This window comes from Microcoleus sp. S13_C3 (assembly GCF_036700905.1).
GTDB lineage: Bacteria > Cyanobacteriota > Cyanobacteriia > Cyanobacteriales > Microcoleaceae > Microcoleus.
Genome location: NZ_JAUBPT010000019.1, coordinates 31894 through 52639, shown reverse-complemented (window position 1 = coordinate 52639; position 20746 = coordinate 31894). Strand labels below are relative to the sequence as shown.

General features: G+C 44.4%; 23 protein-coding genes and 1 pseudogene. 11 read left to right on the top strand and 13 right to left on the bottom strand.

Going from position 1 to position 20746, the window contains the following annotated elements; all coding sequences use genetic code 11:
- Positions 1-13: 13 nt before the first annotated feature.
- The 5 genes from QUA16_RS08070 to typA form a co-directional block, all read right to left on the bottom strand.
- Positions 14-460, bottom strand: coding sequence for a hypothetical protein (locus tag QUA16_RS08070; protein ID WP_333102581.1), 447 nt, complete (start codon positions 458-460; stop codon positions 14-16).
- On the bottom strand, positions 457-1329 hold the full coding sequence (locus QUA16_RS08065; protein ID WP_172192852.1) for a ParA family protein: 873 nt from the start codon (positions 1327-1329) through the stop codon (positions 457-459). The genes QUA16_RS08070 and QUA16_RS08065 overlap by 4 nt, the downstream gene beginning before the upstream one ends.
- A gap of 237 nt (positions 1330-1566) precedes the next feature.
- Positions 1567-2160 carry a hypothetical protein gene (locus QUA16_RS08060; protein WP_333102582.1) on the bottom strand — a complete coding sequence of 198 codons (594 nt, stop codon included), beginning with the start codon at positions 2158-2160 and terminating at the stop codon, positions 1567-1569.
- On the bottom strand, positions 2150-3301 hold the full coding sequence (locus QUA16_RS08055) for an AAA family ATPase (protein ID WP_333102583.1): 1152 nt from the start codon (positions 3299-3301) through the stop codon (positions 2150-2152). The genes QUA16_RS08060 and QUA16_RS08055 overlap by 11 nt, the downstream gene beginning before the upstream one ends.
- Before the next feature lie 322 nt (positions 3302-3623).
- Entirely contained in the window at positions 3624-5414 is a 1791-nt protein-coding gene (gene typA, locus QUA16_RS08050) for a translational GTPase TypA (RefSeq protein ID WP_333102585.1), read from the bottom strand.
- Positions 5415-5661: 247 nt separating this feature from the next.
- Between typA and QUA16_RS08045 the strand changes: the two genes are divergently transcribed.
- The 3 genes from QUA16_RS08045 to QUA16_RS08035 all read left to right on the top strand — a co-directional run bounded on the left by QUA16_RS08045 (position 5662) and on the right by QUA16_RS08035 (position 7083).
- On the top strand, positions 5662-6027 hold the full coding sequence (locus tag QUA16_RS08045) for a type II toxin-antitoxin system RelE/ParE family toxin (protein WP_333102630.1): 366 nt from the start codon (positions 5662-5664) through the stop codon (positions 6025-6027).
- Entirely contained in the window at positions 6020-6388 is a 369-nt protein-coding gene (locus QUA16_RS08040) for a transcriptional regulator (protein WP_333102586.1), read from the top strand. The genes QUA16_RS08045 and QUA16_RS08040 overlap by 8 nt, the downstream gene beginning before the upstream one ends.
- Before the next feature lie 71 nt (positions 6389-6459).
- Positions 6460-7083, top strand: a complete 624-nt coding sequence (locus QUA16_RS08035; protein WP_333102587.1) for a GUN4 domain-containing protein — start codon at positions 6460-6462, stop codon at positions 7081-7083.
- Positions 7084-7226: 143 nt separating this feature from the next.
- On the opposite strand, the pseudogene QUA16_RS08030 reads toward QUA16_RS08035, so the two are convergent.
- Positions 7227-7454, bottom strand: a pseudogene (locus QUA16_RS08030) (type II toxin-antitoxin system HicB family antitoxin).
- A gap of 612 nt (positions 7455-8066) precedes the next feature.
- Positions 8067-8390 carry a hypothetical protein gene (locus QUA16_RS08025; RefSeq protein WP_333102588.1) on the bottom strand — a complete coding sequence of 108 codons (324 nt, stop codon included), beginning with the start codon at positions 8388-8390 and terminating at the stop codon, positions 8067-8069.
- Positions 8391-8607: 217 nt separating this feature from the next.
- On the opposite strand from QUA16_RS08025, the gene QUA16_RS08020 reads away from it, so the two are divergent.
- Positions 8608-8820 (top strand): helix-turn-helix transcriptional regulator, encoded by a 213-nt coding sequence (locus QUA16_RS08020; RefSeq protein WP_333102589.1) that lies wholly within the window; start codon positions 8608-8610, stop codon positions 8818-8820.
- Between the two features lie 70 nt (positions 8821-8890).
- Positions 8891-9112, top strand: a complete 222-nt coding sequence (locus QUA16_RS08015) for a helix-turn-helix transcriptional regulator (protein WP_333102590.1) — start codon at positions 8891-8893, stop codon at positions 9110-9112.
- A gap of 26 nt (positions 9113-9138) precedes the next feature.
- On the opposite strand, the gene QUA16_RS08010 is transcribed toward QUA16_RS08015, so the two are convergent.
- The gene (locus tag QUA16_RS08010; RefSeq protein WP_333102592.1) at positions 9139-9282 is read right to left on the bottom strand and encodes a hypothetical protein; all 144 of its coding nucleotides are present in this window, start codon (positions 9280-9282) and stop codon (positions 9139-9141) included.
- Positions 9283-9337: 55 nt separating this feature from the next.
- Between QUA16_RS08010 and QUA16_RS08005 the strand changes: the two genes are divergently transcribed.
- The 4 genes from QUA16_RS08005 to QUA16_RS07990 all read left to right on the top strand — a co-directional run bounded on the left by QUA16_RS08005 (position 9338) and on the right by QUA16_RS07990 (position 12763).
- Positions 9338-10168, top strand: coding sequence for a M15 family metallopeptidase (locus tag QUA16_RS08005; RefSeq protein WP_333102593.1), 831 nt, complete (start codon positions 9338-9340; stop codon positions 10166-10168).
- Between the two features lie 156 nt (positions 10169-10324).
- Positions 10325-10903, top strand: coding sequence for a pantetheine-phosphate adenylyltransferase (coaD, locus tag QUA16_RS08000; RefSeq protein WP_333102594.1), 579 nt, complete (start codon positions 10325-10327; stop codon positions 10901-10903).
- Complete coding sequence (locus QUA16_RS07995; RefSeq protein WP_333102596.1) at positions 10786-11472, top strand: DivIVA domain-containing protein; 687 nt, start codon at positions 10786-10788, stop codon at positions 11470-11472. The genes coaD and QUA16_RS07995 overlap by 118 nt, the downstream gene beginning before the upstream one ends.
- A gap of 238 nt (positions 11473-11710) precedes the next feature.
- Complete coding sequence (locus tag QUA16_RS07990) at positions 11711-12763, top strand: acyltransferase (RefSeq protein WP_333102597.1); 1053 nt, start codon at positions 11711-11713, stop codon at positions 12761-12763.
- A 14-nt stretch (positions 12764-12777) separates the two neighbouring features.
- Here the strand turns inward: QUA16_RS07990 and QUA16_RS07985 are convergent, their stop codons facing one another.
- Entirely contained in the window at positions 12778-13509 is a 732-nt protein-coding gene (locus tag QUA16_RS07985; RefSeq protein ID WP_333102598.1) for a TIGR04283 family arsenosugar biosynthesis glycosyltransferase, read from the bottom strand.
- A gap of 225 nt (positions 13510-13734) precedes the next feature.
- Between QUA16_RS07985 and ubiG the strand changes: the two genes are divergently transcribed.
- Entirely contained in the window at positions 13735-14580 is an 846-nt protein-coding gene (gene ubiG, locus QUA16_RS07980; RefSeq protein ID WP_333102599.1) for a bifunctional 2-polyprenyl-6-hydroxyphenol methylase/3-demethylubiquinol 3-O-methyltransferase UbiG, read from the top strand.
- Positions 14581-14951: 371 nt separating this feature from the next.
- Entirely contained in the window at positions 14952-15860 is a 909-nt protein-coding gene (locus QUA16_RS07975; protein WP_333102600.1) for an alpha/beta hydrolase, read from the top strand.
- Between the two features lie 81 nt (positions 15861-15941).
- On the opposite strand, the gene QUA16_RS07970 is transcribed toward QUA16_RS07975, so the two are convergent.
- The 4 genes from QUA16_RS07970 to QUA16_RS07955 all read right to left on the bottom strand — a co-directional run bounded on the left by QUA16_RS07970 (position 15942) and on the right by QUA16_RS07955 (position 20473).
- Positions 15942-16385, bottom strand: coding sequence for a DUF4079 domain-containing protein (locus QUA16_RS07970; protein WP_333102601.1), 444 nt, complete (start codon positions 16383-16385; stop codon positions 15942-15944).
- Positions 16386-16662: 277 nt separating this feature from the next.
- Entirely contained in the window at positions 16663-17433 is a 771-nt protein-coding gene (locus QUA16_RS07965) for a WecB/TagA/CpsF family glycosyltransferase (protein WP_333102602.1), read from the bottom strand.
- A gap of 442 nt (positions 17434-17875) precedes the next feature.
- Entirely contained in the window at positions 17876-19246 is a 1371-nt protein-coding gene (locus QUA16_RS07960; RefSeq protein ID WP_333102603.1) for an O-antigen ligase domain-containing protein, read from the bottom strand.
- A gap of 105 nt (positions 19247-19351) precedes the next feature.
- Entirely contained in the window at positions 19352-20473 is a 1122-nt protein-coding gene (locus tag QUA16_RS07955) for a glycosyltransferase family 4 protein (protein WP_333102604.1), read from the bottom strand.
- Positions 20474-20746: the final 273 nt, after the last annotated feature.

The window sequence follows — 20746 nt, the reverse complement described above, 5'->3', positions numbered from 1 at the left end:
CCTCTGCTAATTTTCAAAGTGTTTGTCTGTCGATATGCCGCGACAGCCTCAAACTCTGTTTAATTCTGCCAATAATTAGCTCAAACATTTTTTTGCGGGACGGATTCTTGCTGCTGGGCGGCATCCCTAACTCGCAACACATCAAGTTCAAGTCAGTTGCACTCATTGCCAACAACTTTTGCCTCACCTCTTCTTCATTACCCTTCTTAGCTTGTAAACGAAGTTCTTCATAAACTTCTAGAACATTGGCCGCCGATAAATTAGCAGGTTTATTAACATCAGCACCCCTGGGAATATCCGAAGTTTTTGAGCCAGCAGAAATCACTCCCCGTTTGACTTGAGTCTCAAGCCGGGTTAATTTTCGAGCAACGTCCCGCAAGATTTCCTTAAGTTCGCCAATTTCCTCAACCAACCCCCCGCTTTCTTGTTGGGAAGCAGCCAAAATTTCTTTTTTACTCATTTCAGATACTCCTCACACTCGCGCCATAGTTTTTCAAATTCTCTAACTAATTCTCGTGGCAGTTCTCCCTCATTAATCGCCCGTTTTAGCCCGACGCTTTCCCGAATCGTCGATTCTAAAAATCTAACTTCTATGTTATTATCTTTTGATATCTCATCGCAAAGTCTCTTTACTTCTCTCATGTAAAACTGAACTTCATTTGTCAGCAATCCTCCATAGGTTTTAGCTTTATTCATAAAGACTGCTATCTTGGGAAACGGATAAGGCTCAATCCGTTTCTGAAGCGAGTTTAAAACTAAACTTAATCCCCTAGAACCAAAATAATCGGGATTGACGGGAATTAATATTAAGTCGCAGCAAGAGAGTACGCTGTAGGTGAGGAGACTGAAGGAAGGCGAACAGTCAAAAAGCATCAAGTCGTATTTGGGGAGATTGGCAGAGTTGGCGATTTTGCCGATGAATCTGCGGATGAAGTCTTTAACGCTTTTTCCCTCAAATCCATCGATATCCAACCAATACAATTCTTCAACTGAAGGAACAAAATGCAACTGTTCGTCAATCTGATAAATGGTGTCGAAACCAACGGGAAATTTAAAATTCTGTCCGGCTTTTTTAAAGACTTCTAGAGCGTCGTAAATTGTAAGTCTGTGCTTGAGAGATTGTTCGTACCACTTACCAAACTTATCATCTAAATGACCTGTATTTTCGTTAAGTCCGATCGCCTCTGTGAGCGACATTTGCGGATCTAAGTCTAACATCAAGACTTCTAAGTCGGTTCCTTGGGATATAATATTTCCCAGACTCCAAGTGACGGTAGTCTTCCCGACACCGCCTTTGAAGTTGATTACGGCTATTGATTTAGGACTCATGGCTGGCTTTGTTTGGATTTTGCTCAAATATAAATTAAAACATATTGTGGCGGTTAGTCGATCGCGCGATCGGCCATTAGGGTCACTAGGTGCAAATTTTTATATAAAAAGGAAAGTTTGATATTATATCATTAACTAAGTAGAACAACTTAAACAAAACAGAAAACCCAGATACTCGATGGCTTTAAGAAATCGGGGATATAACAGAACATCATGTCACATCAACTAACTCATTCTTTACAACTGTAGCCTTTGCAACTCCCTACACGCATAACGGAGAGAAGGCAAAGTAATGCGATCGACTCCCTGATGACATATTTCTGTAGCCAATTTTTTTGCCGCTCTTTTAGCTAGTTCAATCCTCTCTTCTGCACTCATTTTTTTATCTTTATAATCAGTATTTTCATTACATTCTTGCCCTTCCATATTGTTATTAATGTAATAAAACCACGTTTCAATATTTCGGGCGGGCACAAAAATAGCCACTTTCTCATTAGGCAGTCGCGGATCTTTGTTTAAATTCCCTGCTGTTTCGTCTAATGCTATATTTAAAGAACGCATTCGATCGTCCAAGCTATCTTCATCAGCATCAATCATCACTACTACAGCAATATTTCTGTACTTACGGCTTCTATAACTTTTAATCAGCTGTGGATAATGCTTGAGTATCAAAGCATTGTTATTTTTAATTGTTTTCCCTTTAGGATTGCCAAAGTCTTTAATTTTGCGATCGTCCAATCCGCAGCAGATCAGATATTGTCTGATAAATCGCTCTTGGTCAATATCTTCACAGAGAATAGTTACTTCTGGTAAATCATCTCTACTCGTCATAAATCCATCCAAGTTCTATAAGCTTAGCAACTGATAAACCTTCTTCTTCTGTATCAGTAATTCGCCGCACGCGGACTGCTTCATTATCTCTTCGTTCAAACCAATAACCTGAATTGCTTGCTAAGTAATTAATTAATGAGGGGTGATGAGAAATTAACATTACTTGTGCTTGATTTTCCAGACAATAGTCCATCACCCTACCCCACCAAGGTTTTATTTCCGGTAAAGCCAGGAAATTTTCTGGTTCATCAATACACAAAGTAAAATTATCATCAGGAGAACAATATATTAAGGTGTATAGAGCAATTAAAGCTTTTTGACCGTGCGATAATTCATTAAGCCTATAAGCAGCCTTGCTGGGACGGGTAAAAGATGCTGACAAAATCCTAACATCACCGGATTTAGAATTTTGAAATGAATCAAATCCTTGGATAATCTTTTGTAATTCCAGCGTTAACTTAAATATTTTACCTTGAGATTCTTGAGATAAATAGCTGTACCAAGCTGCATAATTTGACATATCCCAGTTAGGTGAACTTTCCTCCTTAAGGCTTTCTGATTCCATTATATAAGGATTGATCTGTACAATAAAAAAGTTAGAAATCCGTTTTTTGAACCATGTAAGCTTTAGATTGTCAGGCCTCTCGTAAATAAAACCAATGCCAGAACGCGACCAATCAAAGAACGGCACGAAAGCACCTTCGCGATCGGGATCGTCATTATACAACCTAGCTTGGCCTACAGTTATACCTATATCGCCTGGATCAACCCAGAAATTAAACAGAGGTTGTCCGTCAAAAGTTAAGCTTTCTAGTCGCATTCTAGGATGTGCATAGTCTCTTTGATGTTCGATCTCTAGGGTATATTTATAAAGGCCACCATTTCCTTCAATATCTAATTCAAATTTTTGAATGTTTGATTTTTGCCATCTTGTTAAATCCTTGCTTGCAAACAAATCTGATACTTTATAATCTTGCTGGAAAGCTTGATCGCCTAAAATAAATTTCTGTAGTTTTCTTAAAACCTCGAAAACGGTAGTTTTGCCCGATCCATTTGAACCCAGAAAAAGATTTAAGCTATCTACTGTCAATTCAAAATTAACTAGGCATCTAAAATTATTTACATAGATTCTCTTCAGCATAATTTGAATTATTGATAAACGTTAAGATAATGAGCAATTTAAGCGTCGATTAGAAATACATTCGTTCTCCCACAAGACTTTGTACTTGCAAAGCCAACCCAATTAGTTATTTTTATGTCTTGAAATTGGTTAACCGAAAGGCTTCTTTAACCAATTCTTAGTTAAGTTCAACGGTGGTTTTCATGGTTCCATCTGCTTAATTGCTTATCCAATTTAGATTTTCCTCATAATTACTGGGTTGTTTACAATTATTAATATTGCCTTTAAATACAGTTGGAAGTTGACACTAAGGACTGGCAAAATTGCCAGCCCTCAAGTTGTTTTAGCGTTTGACTAACTTCTTAGAAACCTTCCGCAAGCGAATTGATTTCGGTGTTACTTCCACCAATTCATCCTGGCCGATGTACTCCAAAGCACGTTCCAAACTCATATCGACTGGCGCTTGCAATTGTGCCAATTCTTCACCGCCAGATGCGCGGTGGTTTGTCAACTGCTTCGACTTGCAAATATTCAGCTCCATGTCTTCATCTCGGTTGTTTTCTCCGATAATCATCCCTCTGTAAACCTTGGTTCCGGGGGTAATGAAAAACACGCCACGGTCTTCAGCATTTTTCAGTGAATAAGTAGTTGCAACTCCTTCTTCAAAGGAAATCAATACTCCGTTGCGACGGGCGATAATTTCTCCACCGAGGGGGCGATAGTCGAGGAAGCTGTGGTTCATAATTCCAGCGCCGCGAGTCAAGCGCATGAACTCGCCTCGGAATCCAATCAAACCGCGAGCGGGAACTGAAAATTCGATTTGGGTGCGACCGGTGCTGCTGACGTGCATATCTTGCATTTCTGCTTTCCGCTGACCGAGGCGTTCGATGCAGCCACCGACTGCTTCTTCGGGTACGTCTAACACCAAACATTCAAAGGGTTCGCAGGGACGACCGCCGACTTCGCGGAAGATTACTTGGGGCTGGGATACTTGGAATTCGTATCCTTCGCGACGCATATTTTCGATCAGGATTCCGAGGTGGAGTTCGCCACGGCCGGATACGAGGAATTTGTCGGGAGAGTCGGTTTCTTCGACGCGCAAGGCGACGTTGGTTTGGAGTTCTCGCATTAGCCGATCGCGAATTTGACGCGATGTTACCAAACTACCTTCTTGACCGCAGAACGGCGAATCGTTCACAGAGAAAGTCATCTGCAAAGTTGGTTCGTCTACTTTGATTAAAGGCAGCGCTTGCGGGTCGTTGGGACAGGTAATTGTCTCGCCAATATACGCATCAGCAAAACCGGCAACGGCGACAAGATTACCAGCAGAAGATTCTGGGATATCAATCCGCTTCAGGCCTTCAAAGCCCATCAATTTGGTAATTTTTGATTTGACAATCGCGCCGCTTTCTGTGATTAAGACTGCTTGTTGACCGATTCTAATCGTACCGTTGTGGATGCGGCCGATGACGATGCGACCGACGTATTCTGAGTAATCTAAGGTGGTTACTTGCAGTTGTAGTGGCTTGTTGGGGTCGCCTACGGGGGGTGGTACGTGGTCGAGGATTTCTTCAAAGAGGGGCTTCATATCTACCCCTTCGTCTTCGAGGTGTTTTTTGGCGTAACCGCTTAAGCCGGAACCGAAGAGGTAGGGAAATTCGCACTGATCGTCGTCAGCACCTAGTTCGAGGAACAGATCCAAAACTTTATCGACGGCTTTGTGGGGGTCTGCTCGCTCGCGATCGATCTTATTGACAAAGACGATCGGGCGCAGTCCTTTTTCTAGGGCTTTTTTGAGCACGAACCGGGTTTGCGGCATCGGGCCTTCGTTGGCGTCTACGATCAGCAGACAGCCGTCAACCATGCCGAGAACTCGTTCGACTTCTCCGCCGAAGTCCGCGTGTCCGGGGGTATCGACGATGTTGATCAGGGTTTCTCCGTACCTGACGGCGGTGTTTTTGGAAAGGATGGTAATGCCACGTTCGCGCTCGATGTCGTTGGAGTCCATGACGCAATCTGGGATTTCTTCCCCTTCGCGGAAGATCCCGGACTGTCTGAGGAGAGCGTCCACAAGGGTGGTTTTGCCGTGATCGACGTGAGCAATGATGGCGACGTTGCGAATGGGAAGACTCATAATGCGTCTGGAACGTTAAACGGATCTAACTAAAGATTTCTTAATAATTGTAGCGCATGGAGTCAAGGGCCGATCGAGCGGGGCTGTAAGATTGGAGTGAGATCGTCACTAAAATCAAGATTATGGAAGCGCAACAAGCGTGAAATTGAGCGTTACACCACGCCTGACGGCAGAGTTTCTTTCGATCGGCGATCTTGAGTTGGCCCTGGTGAAGAAGGTTGGATACGGGGCGATCGCCGGTATTAAGATGAGGGTGCAAGTACGATCGACTTTATGGAAGTACAACGAGAGAGATATTCAGCAGTATCAGATACCTGATGGCAAAATTCCTTTTTCCGAGTGGTTGGAATCTCTTCGAGACTTTAAAGGCAAAGCCAAGATTGTTAAAAGGCTTGAGCGGATTAGCGATGGCAATCTGGGAGATTCTCGATCGCTGGGAGAGGGAGTCTGGGAATTTAGGATTGACTTTGGCCCAGGCTACCGCGTTTATTTTGGACAAATAGAAACAACTATAGTGCTTCTGCTCTGTGGCGGAGATAAAAGCACTCAAGAGCAAGATATTAGCACAGGTAAGAAATATTGGAGAGAATACAGGAGCAGAGAAAATGCCTAAAAGCGTACCTTACCATCCGTTAAAAATCAAATCTCTCAAAGACCCCTTATTTGCTGTGGCTTACCTCACAGAGATACTTGAGGAGGAAGAAGGAGATTTGGAATTAGGAATCATGCGAAAAGCACTTCGAGATGTATTTGAGGCTCTAGGCGAACCAAATATGTCTGCTGAAGATGCTAAATTGCATTTGGAAAAATTAGATGTTTTGTTGTCGGGAGAAGGAAGTGCGACAATTTATGCTTTGGCAAGTTGGCTAAATCGTCTGGGATTGAAGTTATCTGTTGTAGTTGATGAAGGGGATAAAGGAGAAGATAAAGATTCTGTTGGTACTGCTGAATTGGCGGAAATTGGTAATATTTGATTGGGGGCGATCGAGCTTGCTTGAATGTCGTTTATCTTAGTCAGGTAGCAATTGATAGAGGTAATTATTCAATGATAAACAATGACAATTTGATTTCAGCCGTAGGAGTAGATTACAGCTATCTACGGGATTTATTAGCTGCCCAAAAATGGAAAGAAGCTGATCAGGAAACAGTTTACAAGCTGAAGGAAGTTTTAGGAAGACAACATCCAGTATACATCAGAAGGGCAGACATCAAAGGCTTTTTCTGCGAAGACCTGCTTACCATAGACCAACTCTGGTTAAAGTACAGCAAAGGCCGTTTCGGTCTTAGTGTCCAGAAGCGGATTTGGGAGATGCTCTACAGAAATTGGGAGATGTTAGGCGAGCGCGTCGGATGGCGCGCTGAGGGCGGCGAATGGCTCTACCGCGACGAGCTCACTTACACTTTAAATGCCCCCCCTGGACACCTCCCAATTAGTATATGGGGTCAGTTCGGGTTTTTCTATGAGTCTAACCATCGCTGGGTTGTTGGCGGCAACGAAAAGAAGTTGTTTTGGTTATTATTCATAGGACGACCGGAGCGTAAAGCGGAGCTTCTCTTTCAAAGACTTGAGTATTGTAGTTTGTGCCAGAGGGGAGAGCGAGCTTCAAATTCATTATCAAGGGCGTACTTCAAATTCATGGCTCTCCTGCATTTGTGGTGGAAACAGTAGTGTGAGCGTCTCGCTAACGCGGGATCTGGGGCGCGCACTACGGGAATTTTTATTTTTACGATCGCCTAAAACTCAGGAGAGCCGAAGTTGGTAATGTTTGATTAGGGGCGATTTATTGCATTTGAAAGTAGGAAGCACCTTAATCAGACTAATTGTAACAGTTTGCCAAGGGTTTGAGGTTCTGGTAAAGCTTTCCCCTCTTCCTCGGAAGATTCGATTAAAAGTTCTAATACTTCTCAGGCATTGTTGAGAGCTTCTTCATAGGTATCTCCATGAGTGTGACAAAAAGGCCCCCATTCGGGAAGACTGGCAACGAAACAATTATCTTCTTCCGACCATTGAATTAAAATAGTGTAGGGATATTTAATCATTTTTCCGCCTCTTGTTGTTGTCTACTTTCCTAGGCCAGCCCTTCAAAAAGCCTGAATACACTCTTTCACAACAACATAAATTTTTCGCAGCCACTCCACCTGCAAACCTGACAAACCGTGCTTAATCTTACCCACCAATTTACCCCAGTTGTAGAGTTCTTCCACACTCCGAGACTGCCGAAATTTCCCCTCTTGACACTCCCTAGCCTAAAGGCGTAGGGATTCTTAATTCATCGACTGACCTTTAAGCGCTATGTCCTTTCGGCAATCTTTAAACTTTTCAACCGTGCAATTACACCAATTGACGAGCCTAATTCACAGCAACCCCAGAGGGTCTATCTCCAAAAGCTTACGCTTGATACGAACCTAGAGTTCGGGTATGCCCTACCCTACTTAACAAATGAACTAAATTATTTGTTTTCTGGTAAAGAGAATGCGTCGATACTCTAGCTGTTTTAAGAGTTTTCGCTGCTCTCGGTCCAACAATTTATGCCTAAAAGTGTGTCTCCGTTTCACTTCGGGCAAAGGAGTTTAACCTTGACTGTTCTAGTCTAGCACAAATACAAGAAATTTCCGGATTTTTAGGAATGGATTTAAGAAATTAAAGCCGTCCTAGAAGGACGGGGTTTTAAACCCTATTTTCTGATAAAAATCCACCCAAAATATCGGTGCTCGGTGTTGGCTGCTTCTCCAGCGTTTCCGCCACCGAATGCAATCTTGCAGCGTCGGCGGTTCGACTCCTAAAATTGGCGGCATATCTCCGTAGCTGACAAACCGACTAATCCCAACTCCCACAACTTGGATGACGTAAGCCCAGCAGCGAATGTCCCGAATCTGTTCTGGCTTGACTTTCAAGACTTTGGCCACTGCTTCTTTGGTGACAAAGCGAGCAAGTGGATTTATTTGCTTGGCTTCTGAGTTTTGTTTTGGTATCATGGTTGGTGACTCGGTGACTGCGACTTGTTTGGGGTGACTCCGACTTGATTTTGGGTGAATCCTACTTTTTGTTGGTGAATCCTACTTTTTGTTGGTGAATGCCAAATTGTCGGTCATTTGAATAAATAGCTGTTCGCTCTTCAGTTTTAGACGCCGGGGGGCGATCGCTATTTATGATGTAAATATTTTAAGGCCAATACTGGCCTCTTGTCAAGAAATGGGATTGGTTAAGTTGCGGATTCGAGAGCTGGCTGCCGAGAAGGGTTGGACTTTGACAGAGGTTTCTGAGCGATCGGGAGTTCACTACAGCACGCTTAAGAATTATGCTCGTTCGCCGGGGTTAGCAACGGTTGACGTTACTCATTTGCAAAAATTAGCTCGAACTTTTGACCTGTTGATTGAAGATTTGTTTGATGTTGTGGAAGATTAGGCCCCGGGAGTGCGGTTACGGTGGTCGGCGCTTTCAATCTCATATATAGTATAGGTGAAATTTCACCCTAATGTCAAGAGGCGAATTGGTTAAATTGCGGATCAGAGAGTTTGCTGCTAGGGAAGGCTGGACGCTGAAGGAAGTAGCCGATCGCTCCGGGGTATCCTACAATACTGTTAAAAGTTATGCCCGATCGCCCGGTATGGCAATGGCTGACATCGGTGCTCTGCTAAAATTGGCGCGGACGTTTGATGTGTCGATCGAAGAATTGTTAGATTTTGTGGAACAGTAACAAATTACACTTAAAATAAACCAGCGCTACCAGCGCCAACCAGTGCGACCTCGCAGGGACGATCGACTCTGGGCCCAAGCAACAAATACGAGAGTTGGCGGATGGGACGGGGCGAGGTCAGAAAGAGATGATATACTCTCAGCGACAATTGTAGCTGTTCGATCGCCCATATCGGTCTACAATTTGTAACGTTGAGCCTTATTGAAGTGCAGGAGTGGAGCTGGCTTGGATAACGCTAGTCTGTCAAGAAAACCCGCGCAAGCCTCGGAGCTTGTCGCCGACGAAATTCCAGAAGCAGTGCGAGATCACCCATACCCAGAAGCAGGGCAGAGTCAGTCTAAGAAAAAAGGGCTGATTTGGAAACTGCTAGGGTTGGCCGCATTAGCCTTTGGGGTCAGCATCTGGCTGCACCTCAACTTTAACTTGTTCCCAGCCACCAGTCAGGCAGAGCAAACTCAACAAGACTCAGCGCCGACAATTTCCGCGTCTCCGTCGGCCGCGAGTCCAGCTAGCAATCCAAAAGCCGGCACCGCCGCCCCAGAGAACCTGCTGGGACACTTGCCGTACTCCGAAGCACCAGCCAAAGACTTGGTAGGCGTCACCCCCGACGGTAGTGTCAAACTCCGCACCTCAGCAGCAGCAAAATATCAGGAAATGGCCAACTCCGCAGCGGCATCAGGCATCTACTTTGCTCCCATATCTGGCTTTCGCTCCCTGGAAGACCAGCAGCACGTATTTTTTGACGTGAAAGCCGAACGCAGGCAAAACGCCAGCAAGCGAGCGGAAGTCAGCGCCCCTCCAGGTTACAGCGAACACCACACCGGTTACGCGATCGACATCGGCGACGGCAGCGCCCCGGAACACAACCTCAGTCCCAGTTTTGAAAATACCCAAGCATTCAAGTGGTTAGAAGCCAACGCCGTAGCCTTCAGCTTTGAAATGTCCTTCCCCAAAAACAATCGCCAAGGCGTCAGTTACGAGCCTTGGCACTGGCGGTTTGTGGGGGACAAGCAAAGCCTCGAAACTTTCTACAAAGCTCATTCCATGAAAAAGTAGAAGTCAGTTGTCAGTTGTCAGTTGTCAGTTGTCAGAAGGAAGGCACTACACGGATTAACACGGATACAAGATAATAGACTCTCCCACTCCCCCGCTCTCTCCCTCTCCCCCTATCCCACATTCCCCCACTCCCCCCCACTTCGTTGAGCCAAACTCGTGATTGCAATCTATCCAGGCAGCTTTGACCCCATTACCTTCGGTCACGCAGACATTATCGAGCGGGGATCTAAACTTTTTGACCGGGTAATTGTTACCGTAGTCAGAAACCCCAGCAAAACCCCTCTATTCACCGTAGAGGAACGGATCGAGCAGATCCTGCGCTCTACCCAACACTTGCCAAATGTAGAAGTAGAAAGTTTTGAGGGTTTGACAGTAAACTATGCTAAGATTCGACAAGCCAAAGTGCTGCTGCGGGGGCTCCGGGTATTAACAGATTTTGAAATGGAACTCCAGATGGCCCACACCAATAAAACCCTTCTGGGGGAAATTGAAACAGTTTTTTTGGCAACTTCTAACGAGTACAGCTTTTTAAGTAGTAGTGTAGTTAAAGAAATAGCCAAGTTTGGTGGCTCCGTAGATCATCTTGTTCCGAAACACGTCGCCCTAGATATTTACAAATGTTACGCCAGCAGGAACCAACTCGCATCGAACCCGACATTACCGGACGCGGCACTGAGAACGAACCACCTCAGAACACAGCCGTCTTCGGAGATCCCACCCGAACCGCAGGAGTAGACATCCAGCGGGAATTGAACAGGCTTGAGGAAATTGTTCTCGACAGCCCGCGAATTCCTATGACCAGACGCACTCTGGTGGATGAAGAACAGTTGCTCGATCAGTTAGACTTGGTGAGGCTAAATTTGCCGATCGCCTTTCAGGAAGCCGAGACGATCATCCGGCACAAGGACGACTTGCTTCAAGAGGCGGAACTTTACGCTCAGGAAGTGATAGAAGCAGCAGAACAGCGAGCTGCAGAAATTTTAAACGATATGGGCCTGCTCCAGCAGGCGAAGATAGAGGCAGATCAATTGCGGCAGCAAGTTTTGCTCGACTGCGAGGCAATTCAGCAGGCAACGCTGGCGGAAGTCGAACAAATTCGCTACCAGGCTCAAGAGGAATTGGAAGAGATGAGAGTCAGGGCGATGGCTGAATGCGAGGAAATTCAAAACGGAGCCGATGATTATGCTGACCAAGTGCTCGATAATATCGAGCACAAGTTGAGCGATATGCTGCGCGTGATCCGCAACGGGCGCGAGCAGTTGGATAGTGTTTCTGCGTCGCACATCCATCACAACAACGGTTAGCCAACAGTGAACTCATTGCTTGAACATTTCTAAAAGTCTACCTAATTTAGGTAGATTTTTTTTCGCAATAGTCTCTATAGTCTTTCTTCCTCAATCCCCGCACTCGGTGACTTATTTTTGCAGACATAAGTTTTGTGAAGATTGGAGCAAGTATAAAATTTTATGCTAGAGTTTGGTAAAAACTCATCAGGCAAAAAATTCCTCATTGGATTCCAATTTTTACAATCTAATTGTTACCATGCAAAAAGTTTCTAATCGGTTCGCTGAATTTGATTTGCTCCGAGCTTTAGCGATCGTCAGTGTTGTGATTACTCATGCTGGGTTCTTCGCATTTCGCGATCGCAGAATTTTATTTGTGGCTATCGATACATTGCAACTATTTTGCGTACCTGCATTTTTACTGTTGAGCGGTTTTTTTCTCACCAACAAACTGGAAAATCAAAATAATCCCGCACTGGTAGTCAAAAAAAGACTGTCCAAAATTATACCCCCTTATCTGTTTTGGTCAGTAGCTTTGTACATCTTAAATAATTTGGGAGAAATCCAAAAATTTGATTTACTTTCATTCCTTAGAGATATCTTGACGGGTTCAGTGATGCCTCCCTATTACTTCATCGTTGTGATTGTTCAATGCTACGGCTGGTGGTGGCTTCTCGTGAAATTAAGATTTTTAGAAGCCAGAAAAGTTTTGGCTTTGGGCTTAACAATTCAAGCAATTTTTACAATCTTCTTCTACTTAACCGCTTTCAAATATATATCTATACCTCTACCTTTGATGGAGCGCTGGATTTTTAGTTGGATTTTGCCATTTTCAACAGGTATATTTTTGGGCGGTTCGTATGACAGAATTCAACCCGTTATCGAACGGAAAAAAATGCCAATTTTAGGGGCAACGCTCCTTTTTTATCTAGCGAGCATTTGGGAATATTACCTGATAAGTGGAGTGAATTCGGAGGGATGGTTTTTCCGCTCGTTTTTTAAACTATCGGCTCAAGGATACGCAATTTTGTTCGTATTATCGATCCTCGCATTTTCTAAGAGTATTGCACTTCCCAGTAGAGTATCTGGGTTAGTCAAAATATTGGCTGCTTATTCATTCCCTATATATCTCCTGGATTCGACAGTAGTGAGATATGTGGCGTTAGTGTTTTATAAGTTTATTGACACCGTACATCCGCTGCTGAAGCTCGGCTTTTTAGTGACAGGCACTTTGTTCGGTTGTTGGGCGATTATTTACCTGTTGCAGAAAGTTTTGCCAAAAAATTACAGCCAGTACATTCTGGGAATTTAATCTGATTTTGTGTGTCAGCGGATGTCTTCATAAAACTGCTTGAGATAGCGGGGAGAAACGCCAAAACCCCACAAAAAACCAATCGAAAGATAGATGGCAATAGCTTTAAATTCGCCCCAACTCGCAACTCGCCGATCGCTACTTTCCACTACTCTATTTACTAACTTAAGTCTCCCCCGTCGCACTAACTTCAAACACAAATCCGCTTCCTCCATAATTGGCAGCGCAGCATCGAAACCCTCGCAGTCCCAAAAATCGGTACGGCGGCAAAAAATAACTTGGTCGCCAAACAGCAGGCGCAATCCTTTGAAAAATAAATGAGGTCGAAATAACAGCGGCGCGTAATAAGTTTTCAGGTAATTGTGGAGGGAAAAACCCCATCTTGTTTGCTGCGAACCAGCCATCAGGGAGATAAACCCGCCGCCGGAAATTTCGGCATCGGACAAGGTTTTCTGGATGACCGCTACAATGTCGTCGGGAACTAAAGTATCGGCGTGGAGAAAGCACAGAATTTCACCGGTGGCGACTTGAGCACCTAAGTTCATTTGCACGGAACGTCCGGCTGTACTGCTAGAAATAACGCGCGTGGCGGCCGAAAGTGCGATCGCCACAGTGTCGTCTTGACTGCCGCCGTCTACCACTAACACTTCCCAAGCGGGAGGATTGAGGATGCTGAGTTGGCGGAGGGTGCGTTCCAGACAAGTCGCTTCGTTGAGGGCTGGGATGATAATAGAAACGCGATCCATCTGGTTGAAATTTATGCCAGAGATATTATAATAAAAAACTGTGGCGATTCACAACTAACGAGAAAATAGAACTTACGCGGGCGGATTCCGAAACCCGCTGTCTGCCTGCGAAGTTGTCACGAAACCTCGGTTTTTTCACAAAAATTAGGTGTATTGGCGTCCTATAAAATCTAGCAAATGTGCAATCGCCATATATATTTTCCACTAATCAGGACTGAAAAAATCGTGCAGAAAACCGAAGTAAAAAATGATTTAGAATTTTATGAGGAAAATGCCGAGAATTGGTGGGACGAAAATGCTAAAATTTATGCTCTCTACCATCTAAACAAACCCAGATTTGAGTTTTTCGACAGACACGCGACTAATTGGCAAGGGCTGAAAACCTTAGATGTCGGGTGCGGCGGCGGCTTTTCTTGCGAGTTTATGGCCGAGAGAGGGGCTATTGTTTCTGGAATAGATCGATCGGACAAATGTATTGTAGCCGCTCAAAATCACGCAGTTACCAGCGGTTTTGAGATTGACTACAGGCAAGGTTTTGCGGAAAATATGCCCTACGACGACAATACCTTTGATGTTGTAATCTGCGTGGATGTTTTGGAACACGTTGCCGATTACAAAAAAGTTGTGTCTGAGGTTCACAGGATTCTCAAGCCTGGGGGACTGTTCTTTTTTGATACAATCAACCGAACTTTTTCTTCGCAAATTGTGATGATTGGGCTGATGGAAAATATTTTGCAGGAGATTAAGCGGGGCGTTCACGATTGGGAAAAATTTATTACCCCGGAGGAACTATCTGTGGTAATGCAGGATATTGGTTTTGGCAAGATTGAAATTAAAGGTTTTGATATGTTTGGCGAAATTGGCGCTATGTTAGCCGCAATGCACGGGTTTTGGGAAGATTTTACACGCGGAAAGCAGGTGTTTCCTTCGGCGAGTATTTTCAAACAAGTATCTCAAACTTTAACATCTAATCTAGCTAACTATATGGATTACAAAAAGTCGGGGTTGTTTAAAATCAAAATTAATGAGGATCAGTCGATTATGTATGTTGGCGTTGGGGCGAAGAATTAGTCGGTTAATTGTTAACTGTTGTCATTTGGGGCGAGTTGGAGACGGATTTGGGCGATCGACAAATCCGGCTAAAACCCGCCTCTATTGCATTTTTTAGGGTACGCAGGCTGCGGTATACCTTATCCTGTGGAGTGCAATACACATATTCCGTAGGCACGGTGCTGTATCCTTAGTATATTGCGGGCAATTGAGAATTGCTATATTGGCGATCGCACGACAAACCTAAGCCTGGGCTGAGGGATACTGAGTATCGATCGAATTTTAATGACTCGCCCCAACTCCTAAAATAGCGATCGAGCAAGCATATATACTTAAATGTTAGGGCGGACAGAGTGGCATCGCCCCTACCGATTCACAATTTATCAAGAATTATGCCAGCAAGTTTTCTGCCAAAATCGATCGCACAACTCACAGAATCTACCTCAATTGCCTTAGCCCAAAGCATTCAACGAGAGGCAATTACAACTCCCCTATCTTCTGGGCCAATTGCCACAACCTACGTGCGCCAAGGCAGCGGCAACACACCGATTTTACTACTTCACGGCTTCGACAGTTCCTTGTTTGAATTCCGCCGCCTGTTGCCGCTGCTGGCTGCCGAAAATGAAACTTGGGCGGTTGATTTGTTGGGTTTTGGCTTTACAGAAAGATCGGCTGGTTTGGCATTCAGCGCGAGGGCAATTGAAAGTCACCTTTACTATTTTTGGAAAACGCTAATTTCGCAGCCTGTAATCTTAGTCGGTGCTTCAATGGGAGGTGCAGCAGCAATTGATTTCACTCTCAATTATCCCCAAGCTGTAAAACAATTAGTGTTAATAGATAGCGCAGGTTTTGCCATCAGTTCTAATAAGGGAAAGTTTTTAATTCCTCCTCTAGGATATCTGGCAACTTCATTTTTACGCAATCCCAAAATTCGCCAGCGAATTAGCGTCAATGCTTATTTCGATAAAAATTTGGCTTCTCTAGACGCTCAAACTTGTGCTGCTTTACATTTGGAAATGCCCAACTGGAATCAAGCTTTAATTGCGTTTACCAAAAGCGGCGGTTATGGTGGTTTTGGGGAAAAATTATCGCAAATTCGGCAGCCGACGCTGATTTTGTGGGGAAAACAAGACCGGATTTTGGGGACGGCGGATGCGGAAAAGTTTGCAAGGGCGATCGCAAATTCTCAACTAATTTGGATACCCGACTGCGGGCACGTTCCCCACTTAGAAAAGCCACAGATTACCGCGCAGCATATTTTAGAATTCATCACCAAAAGCGGACTCACGCAAAAAAATTAAACCTAGGGTGCGCTGCGGCGCACCTTACATATATGGTTTCCCTGGCACATTTGGTATAGTTTTAGGTCAAATAGACAGGTTTCAAACTTTCGGCAAATACTTTTGTACGATCGTCCATCCTGTGAGCAACACAGTCAGAAATCCCCCAAACAAGGCCAAATTAGTGCCGATATGGAGGGGACGCGCCCAAGGATGTTTAGGGCCAATTTGCAGCCCGCTTCCGACAGAAACCAACACCAAAGCTACAACAGCTAACCCCGCCGGTAAATGAGCCGAGTGACCCAAATTACCGTAGTATCCTAGCGTACCGACTACACCAATTCCCAGCAGTAAAATTACCAAAGTCGCCATCCCCGCACCAGTGGCTAAATGAAAGGGACGCAGCCATTTTGGGCGCGGTTGTTTGGTACTCCTAGCGGCAAACATCCACGTTCCAGTAACGGCCAGCAACAGGTAAGCCAACAGGGAAACACCCATTGACCAAGCCGCTATTTTCCACAACCACAAGAAAGAAGGCAGATTCATCGGTTGCATCCCTAATTAGGATTTTCCACAAAAGGTTTCTTTCCGATTTTACCTGCACTTGAAAGCAAAAATGAATTATTTTGAGAGAAAGTGCGATCGGACTATCCACAGATTGCATCAGTCTTACCTTGAAGTCAAACGCACTTTCTCTGATACTCAGCTTAATTTACGCTAGAGATTTGTCGCTCCAGCTTTTAGGAACCGCCTTCCCCTTCTAGCTTCCTGGTTTGGCGGTCAAGGCAAGGCTTTTTATAAAAGCCTAATTTTTGTTCTAAGATTAATCGGAAAAAAGGCTGTCGAAAGGCATTTTATAAAAGCCTAATTTTTGTTCTAAGATTAATCGGAAAAAAGGCAGACCTTCAATCAAATATCTTTTCCACAACCTTCTCGGTTCACTTAACAGTCGGTACGCCCATTCTATGCCGACTTCGCTCATCCATTTGGGGGCTCGGGCTTTGCAACCAGCTTCAAAATCAATGGTTGCACCTACTGCTAAGAAAATTTTGACGTGTGTTAATTTGCTCCTGTATTTAACCAGCCACTTCTCTTGCTTGGGCGCTCCCACTCCTATAGCCAGAACTGTCGCTCCTGATTTATTGATCGCGTCAATTATTGTTTCACATTCTTCCTCATTTTTTTCAAAGCCAAAAGAAGGAGAAAGTGCTTCAACCACTATTTCTCTACCAATTTTTTGGTTAATTTTTTCCTGGGCTTTCTTAGCTATACCTTCAGAAGCTCCTAGCAAAAATATTTTAATCTTCTCGTTATCTTTGTGATACATATAAAATGCCGGAAACAAATCCGAACCCGAAATCTTTTCTTTGAGGGGAGTACCCAAAAACTTGGAGGCATACATCAATATTTGGCTGTCGCAGACTCTATAAGTAGATGTATTGTAAGCTTCATAGAAGTCGCGGTCATACTGCAACTTAATCAAGTGGTCTACATTGGGTGTAAATACGACACCACCTTCGCAGTCGAGTTTTTCAAACAACTCTGTTATTGACAAGTTATCTATCGAGACATTCAATAAATTAACTGTTTTCATTTATTATGCCCTTCCCGTTTTAGATTAAACTACAACTCAAACTATTATAACCCACAATAGAGTTTCGTGTTTTAACTACTTGGGCGCTTCAATGAACATACTTTTCTCAGTATATCCTCCTAGACCCTACCTGTCTACTCAGGATTTTTAAAGATTATGTAAAGAATCAACTCGTTTTAGAAAAAGTGTATAAAGCCAATTTTTAAGTTTACAACTCGCAACACAGTTTCAATCAAAAAGCCATCCCGTGCTCATACTTGTTGAAGCATGGCAACTGAATGTAAAAAAGAGTTTATGAGATTAAAATTTTAGGCTAGTGAGAAATATCTCGCAACTTCCGAACTTGATTTCATGCAAAAAGGGTAGATTTTTTAGTTGTTGTCTCCACGGAAGGCAAGATAGTGTCAAGCTTGAAGTGAAGCGGCGATCGCATTCCTGAAAATCATCCTGATTTTTGGTGAACCAGCGACTGTCTTCTGGGTGGCAAACTGGTTTTCTTGGCCTTAAGACTTTCTGGAGCTTTTAAAACCAGACCCGATATTCCTCCAGCAATCATCGCAAAAATCGGGTTAGTCATAGCGTTCAAAACACAGTCAAACACGTACATAGTTAAGGCTACTCCCAGGGCGGCAGCGGGCGCTACTTTCGGATTAGACCAGGTTCTGGCAGGATACTTGAACACGCAAAAGACGATAACAGGAAGTAACAATGAAGAAAATAAACTAGCTAAACCGACTGCACCGTTGATGCCAAATGTAATAATCCATAAGCTGTCGGTGACCGTGATATCTTTACCGTACCCGTTGTACACGCGGTTTGCGCCGGAATCTCCCCAGCCAAAAAGAAATCTTTGCCGCGCTTTTTCCCCCAAAATCTCTTCCATGTCAAATCTAAACTTCAGAGAGCCGGCTCGTTCTTCGCCAAATATTTGAGTGATGAATCCAATCACGTCTTTGCTCGAAAATTGACCCGATGCAGCTATGTACAGATAAAACACTATATATCCAATTATGAAGAGCAGGGGCAAAGAGGTGCGAAACCACTTGGCAGAGAATAATACGATCAACGCCATTCCAAATAAACTGTAGGCGCCAGTAGAACGGCACAGGAAAAAAGCGATAGTTAATATAATTGCTAAAGTCTTGATGTTACGACCCATAAACTTTTTGAGCGTCCCAGTTTGCCACAGCCAAACAGCAATTAAGGCGGCTGTCATCATCCACATACCCACCATCAAACCGTGCTGCATAAATACTACCGGTCTCCACCCCCCCATACGCCTTGCTTGACCCCAGTCCTCAAAGGCACTGACGCCGTAAACCATTTGGTGCAGAAGTGGGCCCTTAACCCCTTCAACTAAAGTAAAAGGAATGTAGGCTAACCCACCTGCAAAAATCCCGATCGCCAATTGTCGCAGCCCGTCTAAATTACCCACATACAAGCGTCCTAAAAAATAAGGCAGACCCCAAGTAACGATTTGGTTGAAAGTCGGAGAAATCGGGCTGCCGCCATTACTAACTTGTGAAACAATGGGACACAAACAGTAAATTACCATTGGCACGTCCAGCCAACCGGGCTTAAAAGAGGTGATGCGCGAAGTATCGTAGATAAGAGTCCCCAGCAAAATGCCGTAGCAAGCTGCGGAGATTTTGGTATACGCTGGCAATAGGGGGATGGGATAAGAAGCTTGCGGTAAAAACAGCCACGCTGCCACAAAACTTATAATTACCGCCCGCTGAGCCGGAAACCTCACAAACAGGTAAAAAACGACTGGAATAAAGCCGAACATAGCAACTGGGATTAATGCAACCATAGGTCTTTTTTGGCAGTAAAATTATACAAAGACAACTCAAATTGCCCGATAAAAATTCTCGATTAAACGATCGCCCAACCCCAATCTTTTAAATCAACCTCAATTTTACGTCTTGTTCGTTAATTGTGCCTGACGTTCCAAAGCAGTGTATAGTGCCGCCTCGAAGAGATTAGTTGCATCCTCCCAAGTATAATTTATTACCGTCTCCAAAGCAGTCTCGGACATTGCGCGCCATTCGGCATCAGGCAAGTGACTAATCTGCTCGATCGCTTTTGCCATATCCTCTGGGTCTTCTGACTTGACAAGTATGCCACCCCCGCCAGCAAGTAGTTCCGGAGCCGCACCAGCCGGAGTGCCGATGACTGGAGTGCCGCAAGCCATAGCTTCTAAAATTGGCAAACCGAAGCCTTCGGAGCTGCTGGAAAAGAGCCAAGCATCGCATTTGCTGTAAAATTCTTTTAGTTGGTCTTGACTAGGTGCTTTATTATACTCAGTACCCGGGGGCAGAAAATTGGGAGGAGGAGTATCGCCGGAACCAAAGGCAACTAAACGAAGGTTAGGAATTTTTTCAGCAGCTATAGAGAAAGCTTTCAGGGCCAGAATGCAGCCTTTCCAAGGAGTTGTAGTATAGTACATCCCGACTGTGGGAACTAATTGCTTGCCTCGGGGCTGCTTCGCTCGCGAGTGGGGGTCGTAAAACTGTTTGGTGTCCACCGTAGGAGGGACGAGAGATACAGACAAATCGCCGTATTCATTCCGAGCTATGTCGGCCAGCCACTGGGCCACAGCGATTTTGTGCATCGGCAGCCGCCAAGTTGCCTCTACTCGACCTTTTGGTATGTAGTCAAAAGCCTCGTAGTGTTGTAGAAAATATACTTTCGTTCCTTTGCTGGGAGAGAGTTTTGCCACCCACTCGGCAGTTTCCCACCAAGTAGCCATGACAATATCGGCATCAGGTACGTCCAAATCGGTAATTGGGCGGTTGGTTTCGAGAACTCGACTTTCGACCTCCACTTTATCAAAGTGAGACTTTGGTGTCTTGGGAGGGGACTCCCAACCCCTACCCCTCAGCAACGAGCGCAATTGTTGGATCAAAGCCGGTTGCCACGGGGGTTGAGAGACGATAAATATTTTGTGTCCTCGCTTTTGCAGCAGTTCTGTGTAAATAGATAACACCCTCATGCCACCTGTAAGACCAAGGGTAGGAAGGACAAAAGTAATTTTCATGAGTAGATGCTGAAGATTGATACTGGTTAAAACTCCTTCATAACAAAAACTTCGCACTTACCAGCCTCTGTTTGGCTTTTGTGGGGGGTGCGGATCTCTGCAGGAGGGATCGTAACTCGAGAGTCAAGCCGATCTTACTTTGTCGTCAGGGACTTTTCCCCATTACAAATGGGCAGATGTTTGACGACAAGACAAGTTTAACCTGTAACGGAGCCAGCCTTAAAACCTCCGTTGCCCTCTGGTTCAGATTTGGGCAGATCAATTTATAACCAG